This is a genomic window from Pseudolysinimonas sp. (assembly GCF_031389465.1).
In the GTDB taxonomy this organism is placed as follows: domain Bacteria; phylum Actinomycetota; class Actinomycetes; order Actinomycetales; family Microbacteriaceae; genus Pseudolysinimonas_A.
The window spans coordinates 1-16,270 of the sequence record NZ_JANMSQ010000204.1 but is presented as its reverse complement, the minus strand read 5'-3'; the positions used below and the strand labels follow the sequence as shown (position 1 = coordinate 16,270).

The window sequence follows — 16,270 nt, the reverse complement described above, 5'->3', positions numbered from 1 at the left end:
GCGATGGGAAAGTCGACGCTCGCGCTCGACTTCGCTCGCACGGCGGCCGTGCACCACAAGCTGCCGACGATCTTCTTCTCGCTCGAGATGGGGCGGAGCGAAATTGCGACGCGGCTGCTCTCGGCGGAGTCCGGCATCCCGATGCACGTGTTGCGCAAGGGCAACATGGATGAGCGCGATTGGACCCGGCTCGCCAGCGTGCGCGGCGACATCGGCGACGCGCCCCTGTTCATCGACGACAGCCCCAACATGACTCTCGTCGAGATCCGCGCCAAGTGCCGCAAGCTCAGCCAGCGGGTCGGGCTCAAGATGGTGGTCGTCGACTATCTGCAGCTCATGACCTCGGGCAAGAAGGTCGAGTCGCGGCAGCAGGAGGTCAGCGAGTTCTCGCGGGCACTCAAGCTGCTGGCGAAAGAGCTCGGGGTGCCGATCGTCGCGCTCGCCCAGCTCAACCGTGGACCGGAACAGCGCGCCGACAAGAAGCCGGCGCTGTCCGACCTCCGCGAGTCGGGATCGCTCGAGCAAGACGCCGTCATCGTCATCCTGTTGCACCGCGAGGCCGCGTATGACCGCGATCACCCGCGTGCCGGCGAGGCCGACCTCATCGTCGCGAAGCACCGCAACGGTGCGACCGATGAGATCGCCGTCGCCTTCCAGGGAATGTACTCGCGCTTCGCCGACATGCCGCGCACGTAGACTGGGCCCCGTGGTAGCCGCCTGGATCGCTCAACTCGCGCGCGGCATCCTGGCCCTCGCACTGGGCGTCACGATCACCCTGACGCTCGAACACACCCCGGTCTTCGGACTCGTGACCTTCGGCGTCTTCGCGGTTCTCGCCGGCCTGGTGGTGCTCGGGGCGACGCTCGGGGGTGCCTACGCCGGGCGCATGCGTGCGGGATTCCTCGTGCAGGGTGTCGCGACCGTCGCCGCGGGTGTCGTCGCGCTCGCCGTCCCCGGGGGCGGGGTCGCGTTCCTGGCGTATCTCGTGGGTGCGTGGGCGGTTGTAGCGGGACTGCTCGAGGGTGCGAGCGGCATCCTGGCCCGTCGGCTGTCGCCGCTCGCGCGTGACTGGCTGATCGCCGGAGTACTCACGGTCGCACTCGGCGCTGTCGCGTTTGTGCTGCCACCCGACTTCGTGCAGGCGTTCGCTGGTGACCGGGGCGTTTCGGGCACGCTGACCTCCTCGGTCATCCTCATCGGGGTGATCGGCGTGTGGGCGATCCTGGTCGGGGTGCTGCAGACGATTTCGGCGATCACCGTCCGTTCGGCCAAGTCGACACCGGTCGACCGCGCCGATCGGGTCGCAGCCTCATGACCGAGCCGACCGGCCGCCGCCCGTCGATCTGGGATCGTGCTCGCCCCGCGGAGGTACTCGGTCTCGCGGCCGTGCTGGCGGCGTTCGTCGGTGCCGGGGTGCTGTTTTCGACGCGCAACCTGACGCTCGCGTTCGTGTTCTTCGGGGCGGCATTCGTCGTGTCGATCGTCGTCTTCGCGACTCTGCTGCTCGCGATCTCGAAGCCCGAGCCGCCCGACGACGGCCCGTCGGCGCACTAGGTCTCGACACGCCGCTTCGCGGCTACTCGACCACCGAGGGCGTCAGGTGAGTCCGTCGACGAGGTCGTCGGCGAGGCCGGTGTAGCCCGCGGGCGTGAGCGCGAGCAGTCGCGCCTTCGCGTCGGGTCCGATGTCGAGGCCGTCGACGAAGGCGCGTAGATCGTCGCCGGTGATGCGTTTGCCACGCGTGAGCTCTTTGAGCAAGGCATACGGGTCGGCGATCGATGAGCGGCCCGCCGTGACTTCGGCCCGGATCACGGTCTGGATCGCTTCGCCGAGCACCTCCCAGTTGGTGTCGAGATCGGCGGCGAGCACCGCGTGGGCGACCGAGACCTCGTCGAGCCCACGGTGGATGTTGTCGAGCGCGAGGAGCGAGTGCCCGAGCGCGACGCCGATGTTGCGCTGCGTCGTGGAGTCGGTGAGGTCGCGCTGTAGGCGACTGGTCACGAGGGTTTGCGACAACGAGTCGAGCAGCGCGCCGGCCAGCTCGAGGTTCGCTTCCGCGTTCTCGAAGCGGATCGGATTGACTTTGTGCGGCATCGTCGAGGATCCGGTCGCCCCGGCCTGCGGGATCTGCGCCAGGTAGCCGATAGAAATGTAGGTCCACACGTCGGTGCAGAGGTTGTGCAGGATGCGTCCCGCGTGCGCGATCGCGGTGTACAGCTCCGCCTGCCAGTCGTGGGATTCGATCTGCGTGGTGAGCGGATTCCAGTCGAGTCCGAGCGACGTCACGAATTCGCGCGAGAGGGCCGGCCAGTCGGCACCTGGGTCGGCAGCCAGGTGGGCTGAGAACGTGCCGGTCGCACCGCTGAACTTGCCGAGATACTCGACCGCCTCGATACGGGCGATCTGCCGCTCCAGGCGGTGCACGAAGACGGCGATCTCCTTGCCGAAGGTGGTCGGCGTCGCCGGCTGGCCGTGGGTGCGGGCAAGCATCGGAGTGGCGCGCTCGGCGAGAGCGAACTCGCGCAGCCGATCAACGACATCCCGCAGCTTCGGCAGCCACACCCCGGTGACGGCGGCGCGCACGGTGAGGGCGTAGGAGAGGTTGTTGACGTCTTCGCTCGTGCAGGCGAAGTGCACGAGTTCGGCGACGTGGTTCAGCCCGAGGTCACTGAGCCGACGGCGCACCAGGTACTCGACCGCTTTGACGTCGTGCCGGGTGGTGGCTTCGAGGACGCTGAGCTCCTCGATCTCGGCAGCACCGAACTCGGCGGCGAAGTGCCGAAGTTCTCGCACCTGTTCGGGGTCGAGCGCGACCGAGCCGAACATCTCGCGCTCGGTGAGGAAGATCAGCCACTCGACCTCGACGCGGACGCGCGCGCGGTTGAGACCCGCCTCGGAGAGGTGCTCGCCGAGTTCCTCGACGACGGCTCGGTACCGACCGTCGAGGGGGCTCAACGGTTGCGGGGGCAGCGGACTCATGAGACTCCCTGTCGGAGGGCCGGTTCTAGCTGGCGGAACAGCGCGACGCTCGCGTGCTCAATAGTGGCGAGTACGGAGTCGAAGAGCGCCGGATCCGAGTAGTACGGATCGGGCACTTCCGCTGTGGCGCCCGACTCATCGAACGACAGCAGCATCTGCACCTTCGCGCCGGCGTGCTCGTCGCCTGCCCATTCTCGCAGAGTGCGTTCCTGGCCGCGGTCGAAGACGACAACGAGGTCGAGGGCGGCAAACCAGGCCGGGTCGAACTGCCGGGCTCGGTGCGCGGCGGCGTCGTAGCCGCGCGTCGCGAGGGCGGCGATCGTGCGGGCGTCGGCATGCTCGCCGACGTGCCAGTCGCCGGTTGCGGCGGAGCTCACTTCGAGACGCGACTCGTATCCGCCCGCCGCGATAAGCCGCCGGAAGACCGCCTCCGCCATCGGCGACCGGCAGATGTTGCCGGTGCAGACGAAGCAGATCCGGAAGACCGGCCCCGGTTCAGCGGGGACGCGTGCCATGCGCCCATCATCCCGTGAACCGGGTCTCCTCCACAGCCCTCCGCGAAAACCACTGTGCGGATGCCGACCGCCGGGCGGTCGGTCGCGACCGACCCGCCGCAGAGGATGGCGCCATGAGCCCCGTCCCCGTCGATCCCCTCGCGATCCGAGCCGGCCTGGAACGGCAACTCGCCCTCCTCACTCCCGTCGTCGAGCATCTGCGGGCGGCAGCGGTCGACGCGAGTCCGCTCGTCGCCGACGACTGGTGCGGCCCGGCGGCCGAGGCGGCAGCCACCTTCCTCGCCGACCTCCGCGCGGGCCTGCGCGCCGCGGCCGAGGAGGCCGACGACGTCGTGCGCACCCTGCGTCTCAACATCGCGCTGCTGTCATGAGCGACTCGGTCAGCGAAGCGGACGACCTCGGCGGGCCGTTGCTCGTCACTCCCGCGGGGAGCGTCATCGTCGCGACCGACGCCCTACTCGCCTCAGCCGACCGGCTGCGGGCACTCGAGGCGGCTCTGCACGCCGACAGCCGCCGCGTCGTCGCGGCCGATTCCATTGCGAGCGGGATGCCGATCGAGGGGATCGTCCCGACCCTCGAGCGGTTGCGGGCTCGGTGCGAGGGAGCCCGCGACGCATTCGGGCGGATCGCCGAGGACTACACGCGAGCCGAGGCCGCGATCGAGCGGGCGCAGCGCGATCTCGCGGCGGCAATCGCGGCAATCGTCGGCCCGGCCGTCGTCGGGTACCTCGCGCGGATGATCCTGCTCTGTCCCGGCCTCCTGCTCGCGGGGGCGCTGCTCGGCTGGGCGGCGATCCCCGACGGGCCCGACGGTCGGCTCGGCACGGTGCGCGACTTCATGATCGCGCATCCCGAGCTGATCACGACACCTGCGTTCGTGCGCTTCGTCTCGCTCGTCGTGACGAGCATCGACGACGCGGTGCTCGGCGGAATCGGGGTACCGCCGTGGCTCGTTGCGCTTCCGGGGCTGGAGCTCTCGCCCGGTGGCGGCGTCGCGGCGGGCGCCCTCACGGTCGCAGCCCTCGGGTCGATGCTCGGGATGTTCCGGGAGACTCCCGTCTCGGTCGACCGGGTGTCGACGGCACCCGTTGCGCAGCCCCCGACCGGCGTGCGGGAGCGGCTCGACCGCATCCCCGAGGTCAACCAGGTGCGCATCGAGAAGTACGAGGCCGACGGGATGCCGCCGCGTTACACGGTCTACGTCGGGCCGACCGAGACCTTCTCGCCGTTCGCCACCGACGAGCCGTGGGACTCGACGAGCAACGTGCACGGGGTGGCCGGCCTCTCGCCGGGCTCGTTCCGAGCGGTCGAACTCGCGATGGCCGACGCGGGGATCCGGCCCGGCGACGAAGTGCTCGTCACCGGTTTCTCCCAAGGTGGCCTGATCGCGACGATGGTGGCGGGCTCGGGCGACTGGAACGTCGTCGGCCTCGAGACGTACGGCGCACCGGCGGGAAACATCCCGGTGCCTGCGGGAGTCTCGGGGATGGCGATCCGCAACACCGACGACCTCGTGCCGGCGTTCGCCGGGCCACAGCTCGAACACGATCTCATGCAGGTCGAGCGCCGGGCGTTCCGCGAGGGCGTCGAGATCCCCGATACCCAGGCGGCGCCGGCGCACCAACGCACCGCATACGAGCGCACTGCGACGGCGATCGACGACGCAGAGTCGGCTGCCGTGCAGGCGCAGATCCGCGCCCTTGACGCCTTCGCGGCCGACTACCTCGACCGCCCGGGTGGTCAGGCGACCGCGATGACCTACCGGGCGACGCGCGACTAGCGCCGGCCGCGGGCCTGGGTCGTCAGCGCCGGCCGCGGGCCTGGGTCTTCACGAACGGCCGCAAGATGATGCCGATCAGCCAGCTGATGATGCCGAGCACGATAGCGCCGAGCACGCCCCACCAGAACCCGCCGGGTACCTGAAGACCGAAGCCGAGCAGGCTGCTGATCCAGGCGACCAGCAGGAACAGCAGGCCGTTCACGATGAGTGAGATGAGCCCCAGCGTGAGCACGTAGAGCGGGAATGCAACGACGCGAATGATGCCGCCGATGATGCCATTGACGAGGCCGAAGATGAGCGCCACCAACAGATACGTGACGACCAGCTCGACGCTGACACCGGGCTCGGGGTTGTTGTAGGCCTGCACGAAGACGTTCGGGCTCAGGATGAGAACTGTCAGCCAGAGCGCGAGAGCGTTGATCAGGAGGCGGAGGATGAGGCGACCCATGCCCCCATCCTCATGCATCGGGGGCCGCCGCCGCGACCCTAGGCTGGAGCGCATGGCCGTGACCCTCCGCCCGGAGATCGCCGCGCTTCCGCCCTACCGCCAAGGTCGGGCAGCGGATGCTGCGGCGTTCAAGCTCTCCAGCAACGAGAATCCGCGCCCGACACATCCGGCGATTCTGGCCGCGATCGCCGAGTCGCACCTCAACCGCTACCCGGAGGGCGCGGCGACGGCGCTGCGCACTCGCCTCGCGGAACGCGCCGGGGTGTCGATCGATGAGGTGCACGTCGGCGCGGGATCGTCGTCGATCCTCTACCAACTCGTTCAGGCCGCGGCGGGACCCGGCGATGAAGTGGTCTACGCGTGGCGGTCGTTCGAGGCCTATCCACTCATGGTCACCGTCGCCGGTGCGACGAGCGTGCAGGTTCCCAACCTGCCCGGCGGGCACCACGATCTCGACGCGATGGCGGCGGCGATCACCGACCGCACCCGGGTCGTCGTGGTCTGCACCCCCAACAACCCGACGAGCACCTCCGTCACCGCCGCCCAGTTCAGCGCCTTCATGGCGAAGGTGCCGGCGACCGTGCTCGTGATTCTCGACGAGGCGTACTACGAGTTCGACGTCGACCCGCAGAGGGTTGACGGACTCACCGAGATCGCGAACTACCCGAACCTCGTCGTGCTGCGCACCTTCTCGAAGGCGTTCGGCCTCGCCGGGCTGCGCGTTGGCTGGGTGGTCGGGGCGTCCTACATCCTGGATGCGGCGCGCAGCGCCGCCATTCCGCTCGCCGTCACCGAACCCGCTCAGCGCTCCGCACTCACCGCGCTCGACATCGAAACCGAACTGCTCGCGGGCGTCGATGAACTCATCGAGCGTCGCGCGCGCGTCTTCGCGGGGCTCACCGCCGCGGGATGGACCGTTCCCGAGCCGCACGGCAACTTCGTCTGGTTCGCTGCGGGAGATCAGACCAGCGCGGTCGCTGAGGTGCTCGAAGAAGACGGAATCATCGGCCGCGTGTTCGCCGGTGAGGGGATTCGCATCTCGATCGGCGAAGAGGGGTCTGTCGATCCACTCCTAGGTTCGGCGGCCCGCGTTGTGCAGACTCTCCCGAAGGCGGGCGAAAACGCCCGGTTAGGGTAGGCACCATGTCCTACACCGAGGCGACGATCCAGTTGCTCTCGCCGGAAGGCTCCCTCGTCGAGTCGGATGTCACGGCTCCGTACCTGCCCACGGTCGCGGCGCTCTCCGACACGCAACTGCGCGACTTCCACCGGCAGATGGTGGTCACCCGTCGGTTCGACATCGAGGCGGGCAACCTGCAGCGTCAGGGCCAGCTCGCCCTGTGGATCCCGAGCCTCGGCCAGGAGGCGGCGCAGGTCGGATCCGGCTACGCCGCTCGCGCGCAGGACCACATCTTCCCGGCTTACCGGGAACACGCGGTCGGCCGCCTCCGTGGCCTTGACCCGATGCGCATCATCGAACTGCTGCGCGGTCTGAGCCACGGCGGCTGGGATCCGGCGCAGACCGGCAACTTCCACCTGTACACCCTCGTCATCGGTTCGCAGTCGCTGCACGCGACCGGCTACGCGATGGGCCTCACCCTCGACGGGGCGACGGCGACCGGCAACCCCGAGACGGATGCCGCGGTCGTCGCGTACTTCGGTGACGGCGCGTCGAGCCAGGGTGATGTGAGCGAGGCCCTGGTCTTTGCCGCGAGCTACGAGGCGCCCATCCTGTTCTTCCTGCAGAACAACCACTGGGCGATCTCGGTGCCGGTGCAACGCCAGTCGCGCACCCCGCTCTACCTGCGCGGCACCGGCTTCGGTATCCCGTCGGTGCAGATCGACGGCAACGACGTGCTCGCCTCCTATGCGGTCAGTTCGGTCTTCCTCGACGAGGCCCGGGCCGGCGGCGGGCCGCGGTTCATCGAAGCGCTCACCTACCGGATGGGCGCGCACACCACGAGCGACGACCCGACGAAGTATCGGGAGCACGAAGACGTGCAGTTCTGGAGCGAGCGCGACCCGATCGCGCGCTTTGAGGCGTTTCTGCGAGCGAAGGGCGAGGGCGAGAAGTTCTTCGCCGAGGTCGCGTCCGAGGCCGAAGATCTCGCCGCCGACATCCGCACCCGCACGATTGCGCTCGGCGTGCCGCCCACCGACAAGATGTTCGCCGTCTACGCGGATCCGCATCCGCTGATGGACGAACAGCGCGCCTGGCTTGCCGCCTACGAGTCCTCCCTCGACGAGGTGACCGAATGACGGAGACCCTGACGATGGCGAAGGCCCTCAACGAGGGGCTGCGCGCCTCGCTCGCCGCGAACGACCGCGTACTGCTCATGGGCGAAGACATCGGCACGCTCGGTGGGGTGTTCCGGGTGACCGAGGGACTCAAGGACGAGTTCGGCGAGAACCGCGTGCTCGACACCCCGCTCGCCGAGTCGGGCATCATCGGCACCGCGATCGGCCTCGCGATGCGCGGGTTCCGGCCGGTGTGCGAGATCCAGTTCGACGGGTTCATTTACCCCGGGTTCGACCAGATCACCTCGCAGCTCGCGAAGCTCACCGCACGCAACGAAGGCAACCAGAGGTTCCCCGTGGTCATCCGCGTGCCCTACGGCGGTCACATCGGTGCCGTCGAGCACCACCAGGAGAGCCCCGAGGCGTACTTCGCGCACACCCCGGGCCTGCGGGTCGTCAGCCCGGCGACACCGCACGACGCCTACTGGATGATTCAGCAGGCGATCGAAAGCGACGACCCGGTGCTGTTCTTCGAGCCGAAGAGCAGGTATTGGCCCAAGGGCGAAGTCGACCGGGCGAACTCTGACACGCCGTTGCACGCCAGCCGCGTCGTGCGTGTCGGAACCGACGCGACACTCGTCGGGCACGGCGCGATGGTGACGGTGCTGCTTCAGGCCGCCGAGATCGCCGCCGAGGAGGGCACCAGCCTCGAGGTCATCGATCTGCGGTCACTGTCGCCGATCGACTACGACCCGATTCTCACCTCGGTGCAGAAGACGGGCCGACTCGTGGTGGCACAGGAAGCGCCCGGCCACGTGAGTGTCGGATCCGAGATCGCCGCGACGATCGCCGAGCGCGCCTTCTACTCGCTGCACGCACCGGTTCTGCGGGTCAGCGGATTCGACACCCCGTTCCCGCCCGCGAAGCTAGAAACCGCCTACCTGCCCGACGCCGACCGCGTCCTCGAAGCGGTCGACCGGGCGCTGGCCTACTAGGAGTGACGACGATGGCGCAAGAATTCCCGCTTCCGGATGTCGGCGAAGGGTTGACCGAGGCCGAGATCGTCTCGTGGAAGGTCAAACCCGGCGACATCGTCACGGTCAATCAGGTGCTCGTCGAGATCGAGACCGCAAAGTCGCTCGTCGAACTGCCGTCGCCGTTCGCCGGTACCGTGACAGAACTGCTCTTCGAGGAGGGGGCGACCGTCGAAGTCGGGGCCCCGATCATTCGCGTCGCGTCGGCCGGCGGCACGATCGAACTGCAGGCCCCCCGCGACGGCGACGTCGTCGGGGAGGTCGCCGACCCGAAAGCGTCGGCAGCTGCGGAGGAAGCCGAAGAGGCCGAGAAGCCCGGGGCCGTGCTGGTCGGCTACGGATCGAAGGGCGGCCACGCGACGACACGTCGGCGGCGCCCCGGCGCGGTCGTGACGACCGTCGAGGGCTCGACCGCCGACGGCGCGAAGGCGTCAGCCACCCGGCCAATCACGACCGGATCGCCCATGCCGATCATCGCGAAGCCGCCGATCCGCAAGCTCGCGAAAGACCTCGATGTCGACATCTCGACGGTGACGGGAACGGGTCTCGGAGGCGAGGTCGTGCGCGAAGACGTCGTGCGTCAGGCGGGGCAGGCGAGTGTCTTCCGCAACTTCGAGACCCCGGCCTGGCCGCAGGAGCGCGAGGAGCGCATCCCGGTGAAGGGGGTGCGTAAGGCGATCGCGTCGGCGATGGTGTCGAGCGCGTTCAGTGCGCCGCACGTCAGCGTCTTCACCGACGTCAACGCGACCCGCACGATGGAATTCGTCAAGCGGCTCAAGGAGTCGACCGACTTCGCCGGCGTTCGCGTCTCGCCGCTGCTGGTGATGGCGAAGGCGGTCATCTGGGCGGTGCGTCGCAACCCGACGGTCAACTCGACGTGGACCGACAAAGAGATCATCGTGCACCACTACGTGAACCTCGGGATCGCCGCGGCCACCCCGCGCGGGCTCATCGTGCCGAACGTGAAGGACGCCCAGAACCTCAGCCTGCGCGAGCTGGCTCAGGGGCTTGAGCAGCTCACGATCACCGCCCGCGACGGCAAGACGACTCCCGCCGACATGGCGAAGGGCACGATCACGATCACCAACCTCGGTTCGTTCGGGATGGACACCGGCACCCCGATCCTCAACCCGGGCGAGGTGGGCATCGTCGCCCTCGGCGCGATCAAGCAGAAGCCGTGGGTGATCGACGGCGAGGTGCGCCCGGCGTGGGTGACGACCGTTTCGGCGGCGTTCGATCACCGCGTTGTCGACGGGGATGTCGCGAGCCGCTTCACGGCGGATCTCGCGTCGGTCATGGAGGAGCCGGCACTTCTGCTCGACTGAGCTGCACCCCAATCGCTATTGAGAACCGTTTTGACAACGGTTCTCAACTACGGCTAGTCTCGCGGACATGACTCGCCGTACTGTCGCCATCCTGCTCGCCGTCGGAGTGACGGCGGCGCTCGCCGCGTGCGCCCCACCGAACGACCCCACGACCGACGACGAACTGCGCATCGTCGCCTCGACCAACGTCTACGGTGACCTCGCCGCGACGATCGCCGGGCCCGAAGCGATCGTGACGTCGATCATCGACGATCCGTCGGCCGACCCGCACGGCTTCGAGACGAACGCCCGCGTGCAGCTCGAGCTCGCCGAGGCCGACCTCGTGATCGCGAACGGCGGCGGGTACGACGACTTCGTCGACGAGATGCTCGAGGCGTCGGGCAACACCTCGGCTGTCGTACTGCACGCCGTCGACTTCGCGGGCACCGACCCGACCGCAGACGGGTTCAACGAGCATGTCTGGTACCTCTACCCCGCGATGAGCGAACTGGTCGGGGCGATCGGCGAGGCGGTCGATCGCGTGAACGACGACGCCGACCGCGCGGCTCGCGTGACCGCTCTCCAACGGGACATCACGGAGCTGGCCGAGCGCGCGGCGAACCTCTCCCGTGAGCACGGCGGCGAGGGTTTCATCGTCACCGAGCCGGTGCCCGAGTACCTGCTCGGCGCGGCCGGATTGATCAACCTCACCCCGCCGGCGTTCACCGAAGCGATCGAGCAAGACACCGACGTCGCCCCCGCCCTGCTTCAGGACGTGCTGAACCGCATCCCCGGAGCCGCGGTCGTGGTCGTGAACGGCCAGACCGGCGGGCCGCAGACGGATGCGGTGATCGACGTCGCGGGCGACAGCGGCGTGCCGTGGTTCGCGGTCACCGAGACCCTCCCCGACGGGCTCGACTACGTGAGCTGGCAAGCGGGGCTCATCGATCTGCTGGAAGACTCGCTCACGACATGACCGACCCCGTCCTGAGGATCGAGGCCGCCGAGCTCCGGCTCGGCGGCCTCATCCTGTGGTCAGGACTCGAGTTGAGCGTCGCCCGCGGGGAGTTTATTGCGGTGCTCGGTGCGAACGGCTCGGGCAAGACGAGCCTGTTGCGCGCAATTCTCGGGCAGCACGAGCTCGCAGCCGGCGAGATCCGGCTGCTCGGCGATCCGGTGCGGCGCGGTGACCGGCGCATCGGCTACATCCCGCAGCAGCGGCTCGCCGATGAAGGCACTGCGCTGCGCGGTCGCGACCTCGTCGGCCTCGGCGTCGATGGCCACCGGTTCGGCATCGGGCTGCCCTCACGCGCCCGCCGCGCCCGCGTGGATGCTGCGCTCGACGACGTCGGTGCGCGGCACTTCGCGCGCGTCCCGGTTGCCAAGCTGTCAGGCGGCGAACAGCAGCGGCTGCGCGTCGGCCAGGCGCTCGCCGGGATGCCCGACCTGTTGCTCTGCGATGAACCGCTGCTCTCCCTCGACCTCCGGCAGCAGCGCGTGGTGAGCAGTCTCATCGACAGCCACCGGCGGGAGCGGGGCTTCGGTGTGCTGTTCGTCACGCACGACGTGAATCCGATCCTGGGCGCTGTCGACAAGGTGCTCTACCTCGCCGGTGGAGGCTTCCGCATCGGCACGCCCGAAGAGGTGCTGCGCAGCGACGTGTTGAGCGAGCTGTATGCCTCTCCGATCGACGTCATCCGAAGCGGCGACCGCGTGGTGATCGTCGGTGCACCCGACCAGTCGCACGCCCATGAACACGAGCACGACCACGCGAGGGATCTGCCGTGACCGGCGATTGGTGGTCGGCGCTCTTCGATTTCAGTGACTACGGGCAACTGATCTGGCTGTTGCGCAACTCGATCCTCGCGGGCGCCGTGCTCGGGATCGTCGGCGGACTCATCGGCGTCTTCGTCATGTCGCGCGACCTCGCCTTCGCGGTGCACGGGGTGAGCGAGCTGTCATTCGCGGGAGCTGCCGCGGGCCTGCTGACCGGATTCGGCGTGGTGTCGGGATCGATCGTCGGGTCTCTCATCGCGGCCGTGCTCATCGGCATGCTCGGGGCACGGGCGCGCGAACGCAACTCGATCACCGCGGTGCTGATGCCCGCCGGGCTGGGCCTCGGGATACTCTTCCTCGCCCTGTACCCGGGCCGCGCATCGAACAAGTTCGGTCTGTTGACCGGTCAGATCGTCGCCGTCGACGACCCCCGCCTCGGGGTGCTCGCGGTCGTCGGCGGGATCGTGGTGCTGGGCCTGCTGGTGATCTGGCGGCCGTTGACCTTTGCGAGCGTGGATGCCGAGGTCGCTGCCGCGCGGGGGGTGCCGACGCGTGTTCTGTCGATCGCCTTCATGGTGTTGCTCGGGCTGGCGGTCGCGATCGGCGTGCAGGTGGTCGGCGCGCTGCTCGTGCTCTCGGTGCTTGTGACACCCGCGGCGGCCGCGCTGCGGGTCTCATCGTCGCCGATCGTCGTGCCCGTGCTCAGCGTGACGTTCGCGACGGTGTCGCTCGTGGGCGGCATCCTGCTGGCTCTCGGGGCGAGCGTGCCGATCAGCCCCTACGTCACGACGATCTCGTTCCTCATCTACCTTGTTTGTCGAGTCATCGGGCGAGCGCGGAATGGCAGAGTGGCACGCAGGAGGGTGGTGGCGGCGTGAAGCGGAACACCTGGCAACGCGAGGCCGTGCGCGAAGCGCTCGGCGGATCCGAGGGCTTCGTCAGCGCGCAGTCACTGCACGCGTCGCTCAAGGGTGCTGGGTCGACCGTTGGACTCGCCACCGTGTACCGCGCCCTCGCCGATCTCGCGACCGAGGGCGAGGCCGACTCCCTGCAGCAAGATGGCGAGAGCCTCTACCGCGCCTGCACCCCCGGCATCCATCACCACCACCTGATCTGCCGCTCGTGCGGTACGACGGTTGAGATCGCGGCGGATGAGGTGGAGGCCTGGGCGCAGAACATCGCCGCCCAACACGGCTTCACTCGCCCGCAACACATCGTCGACGTCTTCGGCTATTGCCCGGAGTGCTCCCGCACGACAGGATGACCGCATCCCGCTGTCAACCCGCCTGACCGGTTCGGACGTCGTGACCACATGAGGATCCTTCGCCCCGCAGCACTCGTTGTCGCGAGCATCGCGCTGGTCGCGCTCACCGCGTGCGGTGCCGGCGGAACGCCGAACCCGGGCCCCTCCGGGTCATCGACCGCAACGCCGGCCGCTGACGAATCCGCGACTCCCAGCGCGACCGCGACGCACCAGCCGGATGCCGATGACGAGGGCGACATCCCCGCAGCAGGGGTCGTCGTGACCGGCGAGAGCCTCGCCGTCTACGCGGCGGACGGCCTTCAACTCTTCGGCACGCTGTACGTCGGCGACGTCGAAGCGGTCATCGAGGTGCTCACGGAACTGCTGGGTGACCCGGTCGTCACGACGACAGTGGCCGAGAGTACCGGGTGCGATTCCGACCAGACGATGTATGACTACGGGGGGTTGCTCGTGCGGTCACCCGGCTTCATCGGCGCCGTCGGGCCGTGGGAAGTCGAGGTGACCTCGGCCGCAACCGCGAGCGGGGTGCCGATCTCGACGGTGGGCGGGCAACAGGTCGGGGCGACCCGGGCCGCCTTCGAGGCCGCGATCGGCGACGAGGTGCACGTATTCGACTACGCACCGAGCGCCTGGCTCGGCTTCGACATCCTGAATCCGGAGGCCCCCGAGTTCGACTGGGTCGGGTCGCTCGCGCGCTTCGACTCCGGAACCCTCGTGGGGTTCAACACCCCGTACCTGATCTTCGCGGATTGCTAAGGAGAACCAGATGAAGCTCTCGACTCGTGCCACGGTCATCGCCGGGGTGCTCCTGCTCGGGCTGACGGGCTGCGTTCCGACGACGCCCACCCCGACGCCGACCACCACGTCGAGTACGACCCCGACTCCGACCTTGACCTCGACGCCGTCTGCCGATCCCGAGGAGGCCGAGGTGACCGCCGCAGTCGTCGTGATGACGGCATCCACGCTTTCGGTGTTCGGCACCGACGGCTCGACGCTTGCCTCGGTGACCTACGAGATGGATGGCGCGGCAGCAGCCGCGCAGATCGCCGAGGCGCTCGACGAGGAGCCTGTGGTGACGCCCGTCCCCGGTGACGTCGAGAGCCCCTGCCCGCCCGCGACGAGCTACGAATTCGGCGGCCTGCAGCTGCGATCGCCGGGTTCGCTCTGGGCGACTGCGTCGTACGAAGTCATCGTGACGGCCGCGTCCACGTCGGGCGGTATCGGCATCGAGACGCTCGCCGGGCAGCAGATCGGCGCCACCCAGTCGAGCTTCCAGACGGCCATCGGCGAGTTCATGGTGCTGTATGAAGACCCGAACCGCATCGGGTTCGACGTCCTCAACCCGGAAGCGCACGAATGGGACCGCATCGGTGCCTACGCCGAGTTCTCGGGCGGCACGCTCGTCTACCTGGCGGCGCCCAACCGGCTGGGCTTCATCGGCAGTTGCGCCTGACGACGGTGACCGCTCGCTGGTTGCCGCGCGCGGCAACCTCACGTAGTATCGACAAGTTGTCCCGGAAACGGGGCTTCTTGTATGCCGCTCGAGCAATCGGGAATCGGCATGCCGACAAGTGACCTTGGGTGAAGCGATCGCTTCACGGTAGCTCGGTGATTGACGTCTTCGGACGCGTTCACCCAGATTTGGAGGAACCATGGCAGCCGTCTGCCAGGTGACCGGAGCCGTTCCCGGTTTCGGACACAACATTTCGCACTCGCATCGCCGCACGAAGCGCCGCTTCGACCCGAACGTGCAGAAGAAGAAGTACTACGTGCCGTCGCTCAAACGTTCGGTCACTCTCACGTTGTCCGCCAAGGGCATCAAGGTGATCGACGCTCGCGGCATCGAGTCGGTGGTCCAGGACATCCTGGCCCGTGGGGAGAAGATCTGATGGCCAAGCAGCAGGACGTTCGCCCCATCATCAAGCTCCGTTCGACCGCAGGCACCGGGTACACCTACGTGACGCGCAAGAACCGTCGTAACGATCCCGACCGCATCGTGCTCAAGAAGTACGACCCCGTCATCCGCAAGCACGTCGAATTCCGCGAGGAGCGGTAACCCATGGCCAAGAAGAGCAAGATCGCCAAGAACGACCAGCGTCGTGTCATCGTCGAGCGGTGGGCCGCGAAGCGGCTCGAGCTGAAGAAGGCGCTCGTCGACCCGAACGGAACCGAGGAGAGCCGCGAAGCTGCCCGCCTCGGCCTGCAGAAGCTGCCGCGCGACGCGTCGCCGGTGCGCCTGCGCAACCGCGACTCGATCGACGGCCGCCCGCGTGGTGTCCTCAGCCGCTACGGCATCTCCCGTGTCCGGTTCCGCGACATGGCGCACCGCGGCGAACTGCCCGGCATCACCAAGTCGAGCTGGTAATCGTCAGAAGAACCCCGGTCCTCCCCAGGATCGGGGTTCTTCGCGTTTGCTGCAGATGTGCGCCACGGGTACCGATATCCCCGGAATTACTGAAATTTGCTGTTAGTTTCAAGGCGGTTCCGGGGGAGTTCTCTCCGGCCCGACCAGAAACACACAAGGTCCGAGGAGGACACAATGGCTGATTCGATCAACAAGGCGGACCTCGTCGCCGCTATCGCCGCGGACTCCGGCCAGGGCCAGGCCGCGGTCGCAACCGTCGTCGACTCTCTGTTCGCCGTGCTGGCGTCGTCCCTCAAGGACGGCAAGAAGGTCAGCATCCCCGGATGGCTGAGCGTCGAGCCGACCCAGCGCGCTGCGCGCATGGGCCGCAACCCCGCGACCGGCGAGTCGATCCACATCGCCGCAAGCGTCGGCGTCAAGATCTCCGCTGGCAGCAAGCTCAAGGCCTCCGTCAAGTAACGACGCCTCACCGAAGGGGGCCCCCGGGGGAGTCGGCGGCCCTCGTCGTTCCCCGCGGCCAAACCCGCCCGGGGCGTTAGGGGGGGCACGCCACACCCCGATAGCCGG

22 protein-coding genes are annotated in these 16,270 nt (G+C 68.4%); 19 read left to right on the top strand and 3 right to left on the bottom strand.

Annotated features, from left to right (window positions below; translation table 11 throughout):
* From RMO30_RS08185 to RMO30_RS08175, 3 genes are all read left to right on the top strand, one after another.
* A partial coding sequence (locus RMO30_RS08185; protein ID WP_309711796.1) for a replicative DNA helicase occupies window positions 1-696 on the top strand: 696 nt, incomplete at its 5' end.
* Between the two features lie 10 nt (window positions 697-706).
* Entirely contained in the window at window positions 707-1,315 is a 609-nt protein-coding gene (locus RMO30_RS08180) for a DUF308 domain-containing protein (protein ID WP_309711793.1), read from the top strand.
* The gene (locus RMO30_RS08175) at window positions 1,312-1,554 is read left to right on the top strand and encodes a hypothetical protein (protein ID WP_309711790.1); all 243 of its coding nucleotides are present in this window, start codon (window positions 1,312-1,314) and stop codon (window positions 1,552-1,554) included. The genes RMO30_RS08180 and RMO30_RS08175 overlap by 4 nt, the downstream gene beginning before the upstream one ends.
* A 42-nt stretch (window positions 1,555-1,596) precedes the next feature.
* Here the strand turns inward: RMO30_RS08175 and purB are convergent, their stop codons facing one another.
* Both purB and RMO30_RS08165 read right to left on the bottom strand, forming a co-directional pair.
* The gene (purB, locus tag RMO30_RS08170; protein ID WP_309711788.1) at window positions 1,597-2,979 is read right to left on the bottom strand and encodes an adenylosuccinate lyase; all 1,383 of its coding nucleotides are present in this window, start codon (window positions 2,977-2,979) and stop codon (window positions 1,597-1,599) included.
* On the bottom strand, window positions 2,976-3,494 hold the full coding sequence (locus tag RMO30_RS08165) for a low molecular weight protein-tyrosine-phosphatase (RefSeq protein ID WP_309711786.1): 519 nt from the start codon (window positions 3,492-3,494) through the stop codon (window positions 2,976-2,978). Before RMO30_RS08165 ends, purB begins: the two co-directional genes overlap by 4 nt.
* Before the next feature lie 113 nt (window positions 3,495-3,607).
* On the opposite strand from RMO30_RS08165, the gene RMO30_RS08160 reads away from it, so the two are divergent.
* Both RMO30_RS08160 and RMO30_RS08155 read left to right on the top strand, forming a co-directional pair.
* On the top strand, window positions 3,608-3,865 hold the full coding sequence (locus RMO30_RS08160; protein ID WP_309711783.1) for a hypothetical protein: 258 nt from the start codon (window positions 3,608-3,610) through the stop codon (window positions 3,863-3,865).
* Window positions 3,862-5,274, top strand: a complete 1,413-nt coding sequence (locus RMO30_RS08155; RefSeq protein ID WP_309711780.1) for a hypothetical protein — start codon at window positions 3,862-3,864, stop codon at window positions 5,272-5,274. The genes RMO30_RS08160 and RMO30_RS08155 overlap by 4 nt, the downstream gene beginning before the upstream one ends.
* Before the next feature lie 22 nt (window positions 5,275-5,296).
* Here RMO30_RS08155 and RMO30_RS08150 read toward each other — a convergent pair whose 3' ends face one another.
* Window positions 5,297-5,722 (bottom strand): phage holin family protein, encoded by a 426-nt coding sequence (locus tag RMO30_RS08150; RefSeq protein ID WP_309711778.1) that lies wholly within the window; start codon window positions 5,720-5,722, stop codon window positions 5,297-5,299.
* A gap of 52 nt (window positions 5,723-5,774) precedes the next feature.
* On the opposite strand from RMO30_RS08150, the gene RMO30_RS08145 reads away from it, so the two are divergent.
* From RMO30_RS08145 to RMO30_RS08080, 14 genes are all read left to right on the top strand, one after another.
* Window positions 5,775-6,860 carry a histidinol-phosphate transaminase gene (locus RMO30_RS08145; RefSeq protein ID WP_309711776.1) on the top strand — a complete coding sequence of 362 codons (1,086 nt, stop codon included), beginning with the start codon at window positions 5,775-5,777 and terminating at the stop codon, window positions 6,858-6,860.
* A gap of 5 nt (window positions 6,861-6,865) precedes the next feature.
* Window positions 6,866-7,981, top strand: coding sequence for a thiamine pyrophosphate-dependent dehydrogenase E1 component subunit alpha (locus tag RMO30_RS08140; protein WP_309711773.1), 1,116 nt, complete (start codon window positions 6,866-6,868; stop codon window positions 7,979-7,981).
* Window positions 7,978-8,955, top strand: coding sequence for an alpha-ketoacid dehydrogenase subunit beta (locus tag RMO30_RS08135; protein ID WP_309711770.1), 978 nt, complete (start codon window positions 7,978-7,980; stop codon window positions 8,953-8,955). Before RMO30_RS08140 ends, RMO30_RS08135 begins: the two co-directional genes overlap by 4 nt.
* An 11-nt stretch (window positions 8,956-8,966) precedes the next feature.
* The gene (locus RMO30_RS08130) at window positions 8,967-10,319 is read left to right on the top strand and encodes a dihydrolipoamide acetyltransferase family protein (protein WP_309711769.1); all 1,353 of its coding nucleotides are present in this window, start codon (window positions 8,967-8,969) and stop codon (window positions 10,317-10,319) included.
* A 67-nt stretch (window positions 10,320-10,386) separates the two neighbouring features.
* Window positions 10,387-11,274: a metal ABC transporter solute-binding protein, Zn/Mn family gene (locus tag RMO30_RS08125; protein ID WP_309711766.1), complete on the top strand. Its 888-nt coding sequence runs from the start codon at window positions 10,387-10,389 to the stop codon at window positions 11,272-11,274.
* A complete protein-coding gene (locus tag RMO30_RS08120; protein WP_309711763.1) occupies window positions 11,271-12,086 on the top strand; it encodes a metal ABC transporter ATP-binding protein in 816 nt (271 codons plus the stop codon). The genes RMO30_RS08125 and RMO30_RS08120 overlap by 4 nt, the downstream gene beginning before the upstream one ends.
* Window positions 12,083-12,952: a metal ABC transporter permease gene (locus RMO30_RS08115; RefSeq protein ID WP_309711761.1), complete on the top strand. Its 870-nt coding sequence runs from the start codon at window positions 12,083-12,085 to the stop codon at window positions 12,950-12,952. The genes RMO30_RS08120 and RMO30_RS08115 overlap by 4 nt, the downstream gene beginning before the upstream one ends.
* A complete protein-coding gene (locus RMO30_RS08110) occupies window positions 12,949-13,338 on the top strand; it encodes a transcriptional repressor (protein WP_309711758.1) in 390 nt (129 codons plus the stop codon). The genes RMO30_RS08115 and RMO30_RS08110 overlap by 4 nt, the downstream gene beginning before the upstream one ends.
* A gap of 48 nt (window positions 13,339-13,386) precedes the next feature.
* Window positions 13,387-14,094 (top strand): hypothetical protein, encoded by a 708-nt coding sequence (locus RMO30_RS08105; RefSeq protein WP_309711755.1) that lies wholly within the window; start codon window positions 13,387-13,389, stop codon window positions 14,092-14,094.
* Window positions 14,095-14,104: 10 nt separating this feature from the next.
* On the top strand, window positions 14,105-14,791 hold the full coding sequence (locus tag RMO30_RS08100) for a hypothetical protein (protein WP_309711752.1): 687 nt from the start codon (window positions 14,105-14,107) through the stop codon (window positions 14,789-14,791).
* A gap of 199 nt (window positions 14,792-14,990) precedes the next feature.
* Complete coding sequence (rpmB, locus tag RMO30_RS08095) at window positions 14,991-15,227, top strand: 50S ribosomal protein L28 (protein ID WP_309711751.1); 237 nt, start codon at window positions 14,991-14,993, stop codon at window positions 15,225-15,227.
* Window positions 15,227-15,394: a 50S ribosomal protein L33 gene (rpmG, locus tag RMO30_RS08090; protein WP_191283688.1), complete on the top strand. Its 168-nt coding sequence runs from the start codon at window positions 15,227-15,229 to the stop codon at window positions 15,392-15,394. The genes rpmB and rpmG overlap by 1 nt, the downstream gene beginning before the upstream one ends.
* Window positions 15,395-15,397: 3 nt before the next feature.
* Window positions 15,398-15,703: a 30S ribosomal protein S14 gene (gene rpsN / locus RMO30_RS08085; RefSeq protein WP_309711748.1), complete on the top strand. Its 306-nt coding sequence runs from the start codon at window positions 15,398-15,400 to the stop codon at window positions 15,701-15,703.
* A 174-nt stretch (window positions 15,704-15,877) separates the two neighbouring features.
* Entirely contained in the window at window positions 15,878-16,162 is a 285-nt protein-coding gene (locus RMO30_RS08080) for an HU family DNA-binding protein (protein ID WP_309711745.1), read from the top strand.
* Window positions 16,163-16,270 lie beyond the last annotated feature (108 nt).